The 13,689-nt window shown below is 68.9% G+C and carries 13 protein-coding genes; 4 read left to right on the top strand and 9 right to left on the bottom strand.

Translation table 11 applies throughout. The annotated features are described in order from the left end of the window. Positions 1 to 39: 39 nt before the first annotated feature. Positions 40 to 801, bottom strand: a complete 762-nt coding sequence (locus ACSQ9I_RS27175) for an MHYT domain-containing protein (protein ID WP_436315174.1) — start codon at positions 799 to 801, stop codon at positions 40 to 42. A gap of 119 nt (positions 802 to 920) precedes the next feature. Beyond that, the gene (locus tag ACSQ9I_RS27170) at positions 921 to 1,952 is read right to left on the bottom strand and encodes an NAD(P)H-binding protein (protein WP_436315173.1); all 1,032 of its coding nucleotides are present in this window, start codon (positions 1,950 to 1,952) and stop codon (positions 921 to 923) included. Positions 1,953 to 2,044: 92 nt separating this feature from the next. On the opposite strand from ACSQ9I_RS27170, the gene ACSQ9I_RS27165 reads away from it, so the two are divergent. Beyond that, complete coding sequence (locus ACSQ9I_RS27165) at positions 2,045 to 2,956, top strand: LysR family transcriptional regulator (protein ID WP_436315172.1); 912 nt, start codon at positions 2,045 to 2,047, stop codon at positions 2,954 to 2,956. On the opposite strand, the gene ACSQ9I_RS27160 is transcribed toward ACSQ9I_RS27165, so the two are convergent. From ACSQ9I_RS27160 to ACSQ9I_RS27145, 4 genes are all read right to left on the bottom strand, one after another. After that, positions 2,953 to 4,590 carry an outer membrane protein assembly factor BamB family protein gene (locus ACSQ9I_RS27160; RefSeq protein ID WP_436315171.1) on the bottom strand — a complete coding sequence of 546 codons (1,638 nt, stop codon included), beginning with the start codon at positions 4,588 to 4,590 and terminating at the stop codon, positions 2,953 to 2,955. The two genes, ACSQ9I_RS27165 and ACSQ9I_RS27160, sit on opposite strands and share 4 nt — an antisense overlap. An 80-nt stretch (positions 4,591 to 4,670) precedes the next feature. Beyond that, entirely contained in the window at positions 4,671 to 5,513 is an 843-nt protein-coding gene (locus ACSQ9I_RS27155) for an ABC transporter permease (protein WP_436315170.1), read from the bottom strand. Between the two features lie 15 nt (positions 5,514 to 5,528). Next, positions 5,529 to 6,503, bottom strand: coding sequence for an ATP-binding cassette domain-containing protein (locus ACSQ9I_RS27150; protein ID WP_436305686.1), 975 nt, complete (start codon positions 6,501 to 6,503; stop codon positions 5,529 to 5,531). Next, positions 6,503 to 7,387, bottom strand: coding sequence for a LysR family transcriptional regulator (locus tag ACSQ9I_RS27145; protein ID WP_436315169.1), 885 nt, complete (start codon positions 7,385 to 7,387; stop codon positions 6,503 to 6,505). Before ACSQ9I_RS27145 ends, ACSQ9I_RS27150 begins: the two co-directional genes overlap by 1 nt. A gap of 109 nt (positions 7,388 to 7,496) precedes the next feature. Here ACSQ9I_RS27145 and ACSQ9I_RS27140 point away from each other — a divergent pair, with 109 nt between their 5' ends. Both ACSQ9I_RS27140 and ACSQ9I_RS27135 read left to right on the top strand, forming a co-directional pair. Further along, positions 7,497 to 8,138: a glutathione S-transferase family protein gene (locus tag ACSQ9I_RS27140; protein WP_436315168.1), complete on the top strand. Its 642-nt coding sequence runs from the start codon at positions 7,497 to 7,499 to the stop codon at positions 8,136 to 8,138. Further along, complete coding sequence (locus ACSQ9I_RS27135) at positions 8,135 to 9,097, top strand: flavin-nucleotide-binding protein (protein ID WP_436315167.1); 963 nt, start codon at positions 8,135 to 8,137, stop codon at positions 9,095 to 9,097. The genes ACSQ9I_RS27140 and ACSQ9I_RS27135 overlap by 4 nt, the downstream gene beginning before the upstream one ends. 6 nt (positions 9,098 to 9,103) lie before the next feature. On the opposite strand, the gene ACSQ9I_RS27130 is transcribed toward ACSQ9I_RS27135, so the two are convergent. Next, entirely contained in the window at positions 9,104 to 10,258 is a 1,155-nt protein-coding gene (locus ACSQ9I_RS27130; RefSeq protein WP_436315166.1) for a cytochrome P450, read from the bottom strand. A 51-nt stretch (positions 10,259 to 10,309) separates the two neighbouring features. On the opposite strand from ACSQ9I_RS27130, the gene ACSQ9I_RS27125 reads away from it, so the two are divergent. Continuing rightward, a complete protein-coding gene (locus ACSQ9I_RS27125) occupies positions 10,310 to 11,002 on the top strand; it encodes an ArsR/SmtB family transcription factor (protein WP_436315165.1) in 693 nt (230 codons plus the stop codon). A 9-nt stretch (positions 11,003 to 11,011) separates the two neighbouring features. Here the strand turns inward: ACSQ9I_RS27125 and ACSQ9I_RS27120 are convergent, their stop codons facing one another. Both ACSQ9I_RS27120 and ACSQ9I_RS27115 read right to left on the bottom strand, forming a co-directional pair. Beyond that, a complete protein-coding gene (locus ACSQ9I_RS27120; protein ID WP_436315164.1) occupies positions 11,012 to 12,022 on the bottom strand; it encodes a Bug family tripartite tricarboxylate transporter substrate binding protein in 1,011 nt (336 codons plus the stop codon). 138 nt (positions 12,023 to 12,160) lie between these two features. Further along, positions 12,161 to 13,678: an AMP nucleosidase gene (locus ACSQ9I_RS27115; RefSeq protein WP_436315163.1), complete on the bottom strand. Its 1,518-nt coding sequence runs from the start codon at positions 13,676 to 13,678 to the stop codon at positions 12,161 to 12,163. Between the last annotated feature and the right edge of the window lie 11 nt (positions 13,679 to 13,689).

Genomic DNA, 13,689 nt, shown 5'->3' with positions numbered 1-13,689 from the left:
TCTAGGCGCGCAGCGCGGCGCGCCGCTTGCGCAAACTGGCTATGCGTGCGCCGTGCCCCGTGGCGAGTTGTCGATCGCGCGGCCCGTCACCACCCAGAGGATGAAGATCAGCACGGTGCCCGCGGTGCCGAACACGCCCAGCCCGATGTTGCTGCCGCCGATGGAGAAGGCGCTCGGGGCCGTGGGTGCGATGCAAACCATGCTGGCCGCCATCATGCCGACATAGTGCATCGCGCAGACGGCCACGCCCATCACTGCGGCGGCCACCACCTGGTGCGTCAGCTCGGTCAGGTTGAAGGCCAGCCACAGCGCCGAGGCGGCGGCGATGACGGCGATGGCGAACGAGCCCGCCACGACGTTCCAGTCGAGGCTCATCGTCGCGCGCAAGCTCATTGCGAACATGCCCATGTAGTGCATCACGCAGACGCCCACCGCCGCCAGCAGGCTGCCGGCGACCCAGCCCTTGGCGTTGAAGCGTTTGCCGCCCGCCAGGTACAGGGCGACGCCGGAGATGACGATCGCAGCCACCAGGGAAATGACGGTGAGCGGCACGTTGTAGGCAATGGGAATGGGCAGGCGGTAGGCCACCATGCCGATGAAGTGCATCGACCAGATGCCGATGCCGCCCAGGGCCACGGCGCCGGAGGCCAGCATGGCGAAGTCCACCGTGCCGTCGGCACGGACCATCTTTCTCGCGCACAAGAGGGCCAGCAAGGAGCCGAAGAACGAAATCACGTAGGAGAGCACCACCGTCCCGAGGGCGTATTTCGGGGTCAGCAATTGGCCGATGAGGGGGTCCATGACGTTTTCCTTCCAAGAAAAACCAAGAAAGGCCGGCCCCGTGAGAAGACCGACGCGGCGCCCGAGGGCCGCGCCAGTCTGTAACAGCTGTTTCTGTAAGTAAATTAAGCGCTTGTTACTCAGATCGATGCCGACGTGTGACTTATTTCCGCTTTTTGCGGCACTTGAACGTGGACGGCTGTGCCGCGCAAACAGCCCAGCCCGGCCAGCGTGGCCCCTACCGCAACGTCGAGTGGCGTATGCGGCTCGGTCCCCAGCACCGACCGCAGCCGGGTATTGCGCAGGCGCACCGGCTGCTGCCACAGGTAGCGCATCTCACGCAGCTCGCGAAACATCGGCACGAAGGGCGAGCTCAGTGTGATCAGCCACCAGGGAAAGCGCTTGACCGGCAGCTCCGGCTGTCCGCTGGCGCGGCGGATGGCGGCCTGCATCTGCGTGCCGTCCGCGTCCCAGTGGCCATTCATGTGGAAGGTATCGAACACCGCCAGCGCGCTTTCGCGTTCGACCAGGCGAACGATGGTTTCGGCCACGTCGGGCAGGTAGGCCCATTGGTGGCCGACGCCGTGTCGTCCGGGGTCGCTGATCGCCGCGAGCGCCTGGCCGGGCTTCACCAGCCCCTGGGAGAACCAGTTGTTGCGGGCCCTGGGCCCGAAGAAGTCGCCGGCGCGAACGATGAGTGAGCGCACACCACGCTGCGCCGCCGCGCGCAACCGTTGTTCCATCTGCACGCGGATCGCGCCCTTGCGCGTCAGCGCACGCTGTGGTGCGCTCTCGGCGATGTCGGGGAATGCATCCGGCCCGTAGTTGTAGACCGTGCCCGGCAGCACGATGCGGGCGCCTGAAGCCTCGGCCGCCCGGATCGTGCTCTCCAGCATCGGGAGCACCAGCGTCTCCCAGTTGCGGTAGCCGGGCGGATTGACCGCGTGGACGATCAGCGCCGCGCCGCGCGCCGCCGCCACCACGCTCGAAGCGTCGAGCGCATCGCCTGCCACCCATTCCGGCTGTGCCAGGCCAGCCGGCCATTGCGCCGCAGCCTGGACCGGGTCGCGGGCCAGCGCCCGTACCTGCCAGCCGCGCCGCAGCAAGGCCGCCACCGTTTCGCCGCCGATACCGCCCGTCGCACCGAGCACCAATGCCGTACCTTGTTCCATTGCGTGTTCCTTTCGTTGGATGAACGCAATTCTTGAGGCGGTTCGCACTAAACACAATTGTCATAGCGGTGCTATCAGCTAGTATGAAATGTATGAGCTCCAACCATCTCGACTGGGAAAACCAGCGCGCCTTCCTCGCCGTACTGCGTGAAGGAAGCCTCTCCGTGGCGGCAAGAGCGCTCAACGTCGTTCAACCGACGGTACGCCGCCGACTCGATGCGTTGGAGCGCTCCCTCGGCGTCGCGCTGTTCACGCGCTCGCCGAGCGGCCTGTCACCGACCGAAGCCGCTTGCGAGCTCGGCGCCCATGCCGAAACCATGGCGGCCGCCGCGGATGCCTTCGCGCGAGCGGCCTCGGCCGACACCGATGCTGCCTTCGGTACGGTGCGCATCACCGCGAGCGATGTGATGGGCGCCGAGGTGCTGCCCGCGGTGCTGGCCGAGCTGCAGGAGGCGCAGCCGGGGCTGGTGTTCGAACTCAGCCTGACCAACCGCACCGAAGATCTGCTGCGGCACGAGGCGGACATCGCGGTGCGCATGGTGCGGCCCACCCAGGCGGCGGTCGTCGCCACGCACGTGGGCGCGGTGCAGCTCGGCCTCTTTGCCAAGGCCGCCTATCTGGAGAAGCACGGCACGCCGCGCGCCCTCGAAGAGCTCGGCCGCTTCGCGCTGATCGGGCCCGACCGCGACACCGGTGTCCTGCGCGCGTTGCAAGCCCGGGGCCTGGATCTGCGCCGCGCGATGTTCAGCTGCCGCGCCGACAACCAGCTGGCACAACTGGGCGCCATCCGGGCCGGACTCGGCATCGGCATCTGCCAGAAGGCGCTGGCGAGGCGCGACCCGGCGCTGGTGCCGGTGCTTCCCGAGCTGTTCACCCACGATCTCGAAACCTGGGTCACGATGCACGAGGACCTGCGGCGCGTGCGGCGCGTGCGCACGACCTTCGGCCACCTGGTGAAAGCGCTGTCCGCCTACTGCAGCGGCGGTGAGGGCCGCCCGCTCTAGCGCTGCGGCCGGATCCGGTAGAGCGCGTTGTTGCGGTCGGCCGTCATGTAGATGGTGCCGTCGCTGCCCACCGCCACCCCGGTCGGCACGTAGGGCGGCGGCATGCCGGGCCCGCCGGCCAGGCCGATCGGCAGGTTTTGGGCCACGGTGCGGCGCGTGCCGTTCGCGGGATCGATTTCCACCACCCGCCGCGCCGCGCTCTCGGCCACGATGAAGCTGCCCCAGGGCGTTTGTGCCAGGCCTTCGGGCAGCGCCAACCCGTCGGCGATGGCACGCAGCGGCGCGCTGGCGTCGAGCGGAATGCGCGTCAGCTTGCCCGCGGCTTCGGTGACGTAGAGCGCGCCGTCGCGCCCGAGGATCATCTGCACCGGCCCGCCGAGCCCGCTGGCCAGCACCTGCCGGGTCTCGAACTTGGGGCCGCTCGCGCGCGTCACGCTGCCGGTCGCGATCTCGGCATAGACCAGGCTGCCGTCGGGCATTGGGATCGCATCCACCGGCGCCTTGAGGCCATGCAGCATCGCAGTGGTCTTGAAGGTTTTGCGATCGACCAGCTGCACCGAGCCGGTGAACCACGACGACAGCGCGAAGTGGGTGGCCGACAGGCCCACGCCGAACGGATATTCGAGCTCCGGATCGCGCTGCATGCGGAAGATGTCGCGCACCGCGCCCGTCTTCGCGTCGACCTGGCGGAAGCCGAAGATGTCGGCCACCCACAAGTCGTTGCCGTCGATCTTGAGGCCGGCCGGCACCGCGAGCTTGCCGCTGGTCAGCATGCGCACCTCGCCGGTCGCCGGGCTGAAGGCCTCGACCGAGTTGTCGGCCATGTTCGAGACGTAGATCGTCCCGTCGGGCGCAATGGCGAGGTTGTCGAGCGAGGGCTTGAGCTGCTTGGCGACCGTCTTGCGGCCGGTCGCGAGATCGACGCGCACCAGTTCGCCGCTCCTCGTATCGACCACCCACAGATTGCCCTTGCCGTCGAGGTTGGCGGCGGCCGGGATCTTGAAGCCCTCGGCGATCACCGTGAGCTTGCCGTCGGCCGGATCGATCTTCACGACCTGGCCCTTGAACCACAGCGGGCCGTAGAGCATGCCGTCCGGTCCGACCTCGAAGCCGTTGAAGCCGCCCATGTCCTTCTTGATCAGGCGTGGTGGCTTCTGGCCCGCCATGTCGATCTCCCACAGCGCGTCGCCGAGGAACACCTGCGAAGCGTAGAGTTTGCCGTTTCGGCGGTCGAAGTCGAGCGAGTTGATGCCGGGCAGGTCCTTGGCGAGCACGCGCATCGGCGCGCCGTCGCTTTCGCGGTAGCGGACCATGCCCATCAGGTAGTTGGTCCACGCCAGTTCCCCCTTGGGGCCCACCGCGATGTCGTCGGCCTGGCCTTCGAGGCCCTCGATCAGTACGCGGGCGGCGCCGCTGTTGCGGTCGACTTCCCACATCGTGTTGCTGACCACCGAGCCCGCGAGCAAGCGGCCCTGGCGGTCGACGGCCAGGCCGTGGACGCCGCTGAAGGAGGAGGGAGCGACCAGCGTTTCGGGCGGAGCCCAGCCCGTGGGGCGGGTGGGCGGGGCGGTGGTGGTGCAGGCGCCGAGGATGAGTAGCGAGGCGAGCAGCGCTGCGTCGAGGATTCGGGGCATGTGTTGTCTCCTTTTCTTGGTCGCCGGGGGAGTCTAGGAGAAGACGAGGGGGGGCTTTGCAGTCACCCTCGGGACAAGGATCAGGCCCTGAACCTCTTGCGCGTCAAGGCCAGTGCCACCCAGAACGACACCACGGTGTAGACCACAAGCACCACCGCATGCCGCCACCAATCCACAGGCCATTGATCCATGAACAGCGGTCGCACCAGCTCCACCGCGCTGGCGAGCGGCAGCCAGCCAGCCACTGCGCGCACCGCCCCCGGCAACTGCTCCAGCGGAAAGAAAACGCCCGAGAGAAACATCATCGGCGTCATGAAGAGCGTGAAGTAATAGGTGAAGAAGTCGTAGCCCTTCGCCAGCGCATTGAAGATCAGCGCGATGCACGAGAAGGTGACCCCCACGCCGGCCAGCACGAACCAGGCGACGAGGAGCTTGGGGCTGTGGCTGATGCCGAGCCCCAGCATCACGAACAGGATCGCGGTGGTCGTGAAGATGGCCTTGAAGCCGGCCCACAGCATCTCGGCCAGCACCACGTCGTCGAGCCCCACCGGCGCGTTCATGATGCCGTCCCAGGTCTTCTGCACATGCATGCGCGAGAAGGCCGAGTACAGCGCCTCGAAGGAGGCCGCGTTCATCGAGCTCATGCAGATCGAGCCGCTGGCGAGGAACAGGATGTAGGGCACGCTGCTGCCGCCCACCTCGACCTGGCCGACCAGCGCGCCCATGCCGTAGCCGAAGGCCACCAGCCAGATCAGCGGCTCGGCGATGTTGCCGATCAGGCTCGGGATCGCGAGCTTGCGCCATACCAGCAGGTTGCGCAGGAACACGGGCCACCAGCGCATCGAGAGCTCGGGCGGTCGCCAGACCGACGGCGCTCGAGGGGCGGGGGAAGCGCCCGGCAGAGAAGAAGCTGGACTCGACATGATGATGTGCTCCGACTAGCCGTCTTCGCGGATCTGGCGGCCGGTCAATTTGAGGAACAGGTCCTCCAGATTGGCAGGTCGATGGAAGGTACGCAAGCCACTGTGGCTCGCCAAGGCTGCCAGCAGGCCGCGCGCATCCTGCGTATAGAAGAACACCGTTTCGCCGCTGACCTCGACGCGGGCCGCGAACTCTTTCAGTGGCGATTGCGCGAGCCCGAGCGCACCGTTGCCGTACACCTCGACCACGTCGGGCTCCAGGTGCTCGGCGATCAGGTCGCGCGGCCGCCCTTCGGCGATCTTGCGGCCGTGGTCGAGCACCAGCAAGCGCGAGCACAGGCGCTCGGCCTCGTCCATGAAGTGCGTGGTGAGCAGGATCGACTTGCCCTGCTGCAGCAGCAGCTGCAGCCGCTCCCACATCAGGTGCCGCGCCTGCGGATCGAGGCCGGTGGTGGGCTCGTCGAGCATCAGCAGCTTCGGATCGTTGACCAGCGCGCGCGCGAGAGACAGGCGCCGCCGCATGCCGCCGGACAGCTCGCCCGGCCTCGCATCGGCCTTGTGCGAGAGCGCCGCGAATTCGAGCAGCTGCGGAATGCGCGGTGCGATCTGCGCGCGGCGCATGCCGAAGTAGCGCGCGTAGACCATCAGGTTCTCGGCGCAGCTGAAGTCGGGGTCGAGCGTGTCGAACTGGCTCACCACGCCGAGCTGCGCCTTGATGGCGCGCGCATCGCGCGGCATCGAGAGCCCGCCGAGCGCATCGATCGTGCCGCCGTCGGGCGTGGTGAGCCCCAGGCACATGCGGATGGTGGTGGTCTTGCCGGCGCCGTTGGGGCCGATCACGCCGAGGCACTCGCCGGGCGCGATCTCGAAGGACAGGTCGTCGACCACGGTGGTCGCGCCGTAGCGCTTGTGCAGGTGGCTGGCGTGGAAAAGAGGGGAAGCAGGGCTGGGCACCGCGGCATTGTGGCGCAAGCGGGCGGCGCCTTCGCGCATCAAAGATGCAACCCCTCGAACTCCTTCTTCATCCAGTCGATGAAGGCGCGTGTGCGTGCCGGCAGCAGCCGTGCGTGCGGATAGATCACGCTCACCGGCCTCGGCTCCAGCTCGAACTCCTCGAGCACGATCGCAAGCCGCCTCTGCGCCACGAAGGGCTGCACCTGGTAGGAGAAAAACATGCCGAAACCCATGCCTGCGGCGCAGGCCTCGACCGCGGGCGCGATGTGGTTGAACTCCAGGTTGCCCTTGGCCGCGACCGCGAAGCTCCGGGCGTTCTCCCGGAAGTGAACCGGGGCGCTCGGATGGATGCGCACGCAGTTGGCCTTCAGCAGCTCGCGCGGATGCCGCGGGATGCCGTGCTGCCGCAGGTAAGCCGGGCTCGCAACCACCACGCGGCGGATGCTGCCGAGCTGCTGCGCGACCAGCGACGAATCTTCGAGCGGGCTGATGCGGATGCCGACATCGATACCTTCCTCCAGCAGGTTCACATTGCGGTCGTGCAAGAGCACGCTGCAGCGCATCTTCTCGTAGCGCTGGAGAAAGCGAACGATCGCCGGCGCCACGTACATGTGGCCGAACAACACCGGAGCAGTGACCGTGAGCTGCCCGGCGGGCTCAGCCGCATCGACCGTGAGCGCGCGGTCGGCGGCATCGGCCGCGGCCAGCACCTCGCGTGCGCTGTCGAGGTAGCGGCGGCCTTCCTCGGTCAGCGAGATGCGCCGCGTCGTGCGGTGGAACAGGCGCACGCCGAGGTGCGCTTCGAGCGCAGCCAGCGAGCGCACGACGGCGGGCAGCGAGCTGTCCAGCGCATCGGCGGCATTGGTCAGACTGCCCTGGTCGGCGATCTGCACGAAAGTCTGCATGGCTTTGAGTCGGTCCATGAGGCGATTAGACCGGAAATCGCAGCAGTGAAATACAGGAAAGCCTATTACTCCGAAGGACGTATCAAAGAAGAATCGGCTTCATCCACCCACCCGACAGGAGAAAGCCATGCCCACCCGTCCCGCCCGCCCCATCACGGTCTACAGCTCGTCGATCTCCGGTCACTCGCACCGCGTGCGCCTGTTCCTCGGACTGCTCGGGCTGCCTTTCGAAGTCGTCGAGATCGATCTCGCAGCGCGCGCGCAGCGCAGCCCCGAGTTCCTGCGCCGCAACGCCTTCGGCCAGGTGCCGGTGATCGAGGACGGCGAGGTCACGCTGGCCGATTCGAACGCGATCCTGCTCTACCTCAACGAACGCTACGCACCCGATCCATCGCGCTGGCTGCCGCGCGACGCGCTCGGCGCGGCGCGGGTGCAGCGCTGGCTCTCGGTCGCGGCCGGGCCGCTGGCGCAAGGCCCTTCGATGGCGCGCGTGATCGTGTTGTTCGGCCTGGCCACCGACCCGTCCGACGTGATCGCGCGCTCCCACAACCTGCTGAAAGTGATGGAGGCCGAACTCTGCGACCGCCCCTTCCTCGCAGGCGACTCTTCGACGCTCGCCGACATCGCCAACTACAGCTACGTCGCGCATGTGCCCGAAGGCAATGTGTCGCTGGAGCCCTATCCGAAGGTGCGCGAATGGCTGGCACGCATCGAGGAGCTGCCGGGCTTCGTGCCGATGGTGGCATCGCGCATTGGGCTGAGAGCATGAACGCCGCTGTCGCCACTTGGCACGAGGGCGAGCGTGCGCTGCAGTCGCGCGCCGGCATCGGCCAACGCATGGCCGAGATCGGCCCGCGCGTGGTCCGCGATCACATGCCCGACCAGCACCGCAGCTTCTTCGCGCAGTTGCCCTTCCTGATCGCGGGCAGCCTGGATGCCGAAGGCCGTCCCTGGGCCAGCGTGCTGGCGGCGCCGCCGGGCTTTGCGCATTCGCCCGACTCGATGCACTTGCGTATCGACGCGCGGCCGCTGCCGGACGACCCGCTGGGCGCCGCGCTCGCGCCCGGCGCGCCGATCGGACTGCTCGGCATCGAGCCGCACACGCGCAGGCGCAATCGCATGAACGGCGTGGTCGAGGCGCTCGACGCGCGGGGCTTCTCGGTCGCGGTGGGCCAGAGCTTCGGCAACTGCCCCAAGTACATCCAGGCGCGCGAGCCCTTGTTCGTCGGCGGTGCGCAGGACGCGCATGTCGGGCCCCGCAGCGACCGGCTCGATATGAAGGCGCAGCGCATGGTGCGCGCGGCCGACACCTTCTTCATCGCCACTGCGCATCCGTCGGCCGGCGATGCAGGCTCGCCGGCCCACGGCATCGACGTCTCGCACCGCGGCGGCCGCCCCGGCTTCGTGCAGCTGAGCGGCGAGGACACGCTCACGGTGCCGGACTTCGTGGGGAACACCTTCTTCAACACCCTGGGCAACATCGCGATCAATCCGGTCGCCGGCCTGTTGTTCATCGATTTCGAGACCGGCGATCTGCTGCAGCTCTTCGTCAAGGCCGAGATCGTCTGGGACGGGCCGGAGGTCGCTGTATTCGCCGGCGCAGAGCGCTTGCTGCGCATGCAGGTGGTGGCCGCGCAGCATGCGCCGGCCGCGCTGCCGCTGCGCTTCGGGCCCGCGGCCCTGTCGCCGCATCTGGAGGCGACGGGACGCTGGCCGGCGCCCGCGTGAAGCAGCTCAGCGGAAGACGGGGATGCGGGCGTTGACCGAGGGCCGGTAGTCCCAGCCGCGTTCGCGCAGCGATGCGGTGTCGGCACCGCCTGCCAGCAGCGCCTGCACGCCCGCCGCTGCCACGGTGCAGGCCAGCGCCGGGCCCGGGCAGTTGTGGAGGCCATGGCCGAAACCCAGGGTCTGGCGATCGGGGCGCGCCAATTCGAAGATCGCCGGCGAGGAGTTCAGCGCCGGGTCGCGGTTCGCGGCGCCGAGCACCAAAAGCACCGCATCGCCCGGCGCGAGCGCGGTGCCGGCCACGAGGGTCGTTTCGGCGACGAAGCGGCGCGTGTTCTGCACCGAGGGATCGTGTCGCGCGACTTCCTGCACCAAGGCGTTCAGCAGCTCGGGCTGCGATTCGATCGTGCGGCCGAGTCCCGGCTCGCGTGCGAGCGCCGCCAGGCTGTTGCCCAGCAGGCCGGCCGTGGCCTCGCAGGTTTGCGACAGCAGGCCGGCCAGGTTGGCCAGCAGGGCGCGCGAGTTGTCGTCCGGCGCCTGGGCGCGCACCGCAGCCAACAAGCTGCCGTCGCGAGCGGGCTGCGCGGCGACGAGCTGCTCGAAGCGCGCCATCAGCGCTTGCGCGGCCTCGCTCGCGGCCTGCAGCTGCGCCGCGGTGGACAGCGGCGACAGGCAGGCGACGAAGTCGCGCATCCAGTCCGAGATGCGCGGCAACTCCTCGTCGGCGAAGCCCAACAGGTGCGCAACGCCCGCGACCGGCAACGCGAAGCAGGCGTCGGACAGCGACGCGGCGGGCATTCGCGTCGCGACTTCCAGAACGCCCGAGTGCGCCGACTGCAGATCGAGCCCGGCCAGCGCGCGCTGCAGCACCGGCTTGTGCGCGGCATGCGGCGCGCCGTCGTTCATGCGCACGAGACGGCCGAACACTTCGCCGGCCGGCGTGCCGGCGATCGCGCGCGGCACCGGCTCCGCCGCGGGCCGCACGCGCAGCGCAGGGTTGGCGAGCAGCTCGCGCACGGTCTCGGCACGGCTCGCGACCCAGAGGCTCAGGCCTTCGTCGTAGATCAGCGCGGGTCCTTGGCGCAGTACGGCGTACCAGGGGTAGGGGTCGGGATGCGTGACGGCCGCGATGGCGTCGGCTGGCGGGGCGATGTCGTGGTTCATGTCCGAAGTGTGATGCTTCCCGCACGCACACACTTCGCTTAGCATCGAAGTATGGATGCATCCACGGCCGACACTCACCTGGCGCGGCTGGCCGGCGCCATCGCCGAGCCGGCGCGTGCGCGCATGCTGTGCTGCCTGCTCGACGGCCACGCCCGCACCGCGACCGAGCTGGCGGCCGTGGGCGAGGTCGCGGCCTCCACCGCGAGCGCGCACCTGGCGCGGCTCAAGGAGCAGCGGCTGGTCGAATCGGTGGCGCAGGGCAAGCACCGCTATTTCCGGCTCGCGGGCAGCGAAGTCGCCGCCGTGCTCGAAGGCCTGCTGGTGGTCGCCGGCGCGCCGCGCAGCGAATTCCAGCCGACCGCACCCAGCCGCCTGCGTGCGGCGCGCACCTGCTATGACCACATGGCCGGCACGGCCGGCGTCGCGCTGCACGACCGGCTGCACGCGCAGGGCTGGCTGCACGCGGCAGCCGAGGGCGGCGTCTACGAGCTCACGGCCGAGGGCGCGGTGGCGCTCGAAAGCTTGGGGCTGGACATCGAGAACGCGCGCAGTTCGCGCCGGCGTTTTGCCTGCGCCTGCCTCGACTGGAGCGAGCGGCGACCGCACCTGGGCGGCGCGCTCGGCGCGGCCTGGCTGCAACTGTCGCTGCGGCGCGGCTGGGTGCGCCAGGAACTGGACGGCCGGGCCCTCGCGCTTACGCCCAAGGCAAAGCGCGAAATGCCGGAACTCTTCGGCCTGGCCTGAGGGACTTCTTCAGGCTTTGAGCTTGAGGATGTAGGTCAGGACGCCGGCCGTTGCCACGTCCAGTTCGAGGAAGGACTTGAAGTCCTTCCCTTCCATCCAGTAGCTGTCCCAGTTGCTGCGCTTGATGGTTTTTTGCCAGGCGTCCGTGGCCACCGCGCGCCGCACGGCTTCCAGCAGCGCGGCCTGGCGCTGCGGCGGCACCGCGCGACCGGTGAAGACGCCGCGCCAGTTGGCGAGATCCGCGTCCACGCCCTGCTGCCGTACCGAGGGGATGCCCTGGAACGGGCTCTTCGACGACACGCCGATCGCGCGCAGCTTGCCGCTGGCGATGTGCTCGCTGAACTCGCTGTAGCCCGAAATGCCGGCGACGGCCTGGCCGGACTCCACCGCCGACACCACCTGGGCGCCGCCGGGGAAGGGCTGGTAGACGAGTGCCGCGGTGTTGCCGGCCGCGCGTGCCAGCAGGCCGGCGAACATGTGGTCGACCCCGCCGGCGGAGCCACCGGCGATGGCGGCGCTTGTGGGCTCGGCGCGCATCTTCGCGATCAGGTCCTTCGCGGTCTTGATTGGCGAGTCGCTCTTGACCACCACCATCTCGTAGTCGCTGGTCAGCCGCGCCACGGGTGCGATGCGGTTCATGTCGACGGGGGGCTTCTGCAGCGCCACGGCACCGACCATCACCATGCCGCTCATCAGCAGGGTGTCGGGGTCGGCGTCGTACTTCTCGACGTAGCGCGCGAGGCCGATGGTGCCGCCCTTGCCGCCGATGTTCTCGTACTCGATCTGGCCGACCGCGCCGGCGGCGATCAGCGCGGCGCCGAGGGCGCGGCCGGTCTGGTCCCATCCGCCGCCCTCGTTGGCCGGGATGACGATGCGCAGGCGCGGGATTGCTGCGGCGGTCGCTGCTGCTGCGGCGGCGGGCGCGGGCCGTGCCGCCTGGGCCCATGCGGATGCCGGCAGGGCGCCGGCTGCGGTGGCAGCAAGCCACGAGGTGAATATGCGCCGCGTCGGGTCAACCATGGTGGAGTGGAGACACAGATTGTGTCAATTTGTTGCTGACAGGCGGAATCCTAGCCCACGACCCGCAGAGTTCGGTGACGACTGTCGCGAGGAAACGCCAGTCTCGCGCCAACAAAATCTCGAAAAGCGGCGCTTCGCCTACTGGAAGGCCACTTCGGCGAAGCTGCGCAGCTTGCGGCTGTGCAGCCGGCTCGAGCCTTCGCTGCGCAGCACGTCGATCGCGGCCATGCCGATGCGCAGGTGCTGCTCCACACGCTCGCGGTAGAACTGGTTGGCCATGCCGGGCAGCTTGATCTCGCCGTGCAGCGGCTTGTCGCTGACGCACAGCAGGGTGCCGTAGGGCACGCGGAAGCGGAAACCGTTGGCCGCGATGGTGGCGCTTTCCATGTCGAGCGCCACCGCCCGGCTCTGGCTGAAGCGCCGCTGCGGCTGGTTGCCGGGCAAGAGCTCCCAGTTGCGGTTGTCGGTGCTGGCCACCGTGCCGGTGCGCATGATCTTCTTGAGCTGCGTGCCCTGCATGCCGGTGACGTCGGCCACCGCCTTCTCGAGCGCGAGCTGGATTTCGGACAGCGCCGGGATCGGCACCCACAGCGGGAGCTCCTCGTCGAGCACGTGGTCCTCGCGCACGTAGGCGTGGGCCAGCACGTAGTCGCCGAGCTGCTGCCCCTGGCGCAGGCCGGCGCAGTGGCCGAGCATCATCCATGCGTGCGGGCGCAGCACCGCCACGTGGTCGGTGATGGTCTTGGCATTGGCCGGGCCGACGCCGATGTTGACCATCGTGATGCCGCTGTAGTCCTCGCGCACCAGGTGGTAGGCCGGCATCTGCGGCAGGCGCCCCGGCGGCGTGCCTTGCGTACCGTCGAGCAGCACACGGAAGGTGCCGCTCGACCCCGCCGCGAGCCCGCGCCGGCGCGTGATCACGTTGCCGGGCTCGATGAAGGCAATGTATTCGCTCTGCTCGTCGGTCATCGCTTCGTGGCCGAGGCGCACGAACTCGTCGATGTAGAACTGGTAGTTGGTGAAGAGCACGAAGTTCTGGAACCACTCGGGCGCGGTGCCGGTGTAGTGGCGCAGCCGGTGCAGCGAGTAGTCCACGCGCGCCGCGGTGAAGAGCGAGAGCGGCTGCGCCTCGCCGGGCTTGGGCTCGAAGGTGCCGTTGGCGATGCCGTCGTCCATGGCGCCGAGATCGGGCAGGTCGAAGACATCGCGCATCAGGGCGCGGCGCTCGGCGCTCATCGTGCCTTCGATGTGGTCGTTCTCGGCGAAGGAGAAGTGGACCGGGATCGGCTGCGTGCTGGTGCCGACTTCGAGCTCGACCTCGTGGTTCTCGAGCAAGAGCCGGAACTGCTCGCGGTAGTAGCGGTGGAACAGATCGGGCCGCGTCAGCGTGGTTTCATAGCGGCCCGGCCCGGCGACGAAGCCGTAGCTCAGCCAGGCGTTGGCCGCCGGCGTGCGGCGCGAGACCGTGTGCGTATGAACGCGGACGAAGGGGTAGCAGGCGCGCACGCGGCCGGCCAGGCTGTCGCCGGCCACGAAGCGCTGCATCGCGTCGCGCAGGTGCTGCAGGCCGCCGTTGTAGATGAGCCGCACCTGTTCGAGGGCTGCGTCGGGGTCGGTGAAGCGGGCGGGGGCGACGAAGGCGGGCATGTAGGGCATCCGCTCATTGT

It is taken from the genome of Variovorax sp. LjRoot84 (assembly GCF_964254305.1).
In the GTDB taxonomy this organism is placed as follows: Bacteria; Pseudomonadota; Gammaproteobacteria; order Burkholderiales; family Burkholderiaceae_C; genus Variovorax.
Note: the sequence above shows the minus strand (reverse complement) of the source record. Positions and strands in the feature narration are given on the sequence as shown.

Bases quoted from the DNA above. Each gene is read 5' to 3' on its own strand.
- ACSQ9I_RS27170 (WP_436315173.1), bottom strand. From the start codon at position 1,952: ATGGAACAAGGTACGGCATTGGTGCTCGGTGCGACGGGCGGTATCGGC.
- ACSQ9I_RS27175 (WP_436315174.1), bottom strand. From the start codon at position 801: ATGGACCCCCTCATCGGCCAATTGCTGACCCCGAAATACGCCCTCGGG.
- ACSQ9I_RS27125 (WP_436315165.1), top strand. From the start codon at position 10,310: ATGGATGCATCCACGGCCGACACTCACCTGGCGCGGCTGGCCGGCGCC.
- ACSQ9I_RS27150 (WP_436305686.1), bottom strand. From the start codon at position 6,503: ATGCGCGAAGGCGCCGCCCGCTTGCGCCACAATGCCGCGGTGCCCAGC.
- ACSQ9I_RS27160 (WP_436315171.1), bottom strand. From the start codon at position 4,590: ATGCCCCGAATCCTCGACGCAGCGCTGCTCGCCTCGCTACTCATCCTC.
- ACSQ9I_RS27120 (WP_436315164.1), bottom strand. From the start codon at position 12,022: ATGGTTGACCCGACGCGGCGCATATTCACCTCGTGGCTTGCTGCCACC.
- ACSQ9I_RS27155 (WP_436315170.1), bottom strand. From the start codon at position 5,513: ATGTCGAGTCCAGCTTCTTCTCTGCCGGGCGCTTCCCCCGCCCCTCGA.
- ACSQ9I_RS27135 (WP_436315167.1), top strand. From the start codon at position 8,135: ATGAACGCCGCTGTCGCCACTTGGCACGAGGGCGAGCGTGCGCTGCAG.
- ACSQ9I_RS27130 (WP_436315166.1), bottom strand. From the start codon at position 10,258: ATGAACCACGACATCGCCCCGCCAGCCGACGCCATCGCGGCCGTCACG.
- ACSQ9I_RS27145 (WP_436315169.1), bottom strand. From the start codon at position 7,387: ATGGACCGACTCAAAGCCATGCAGACTTTCGTGCAGATCGCCGACCAG.
- ACSQ9I_RS27140 (WP_436315168.1), top strand. From the start codon at position 7,497: ATGCCCACCCGTCCCGCCCGCCCCATCACGGTCTACAGCTCGTCGATC.
- ACSQ9I_RS27115 (WP_436315163.1), bottom strand. From the start codon at position 13,678: ATGCCCTACATGCCCGCCTTCGTCGCCCCCGCCCGCTTCACCGACCCC.
- ACSQ9I_RS27165 (WP_436315172.1), top strand. From the start codon at position 2,045: ATGAGCTCCAACCATCTCGACTGGGAAAACCAGCGCGCCTTCCTCGCC.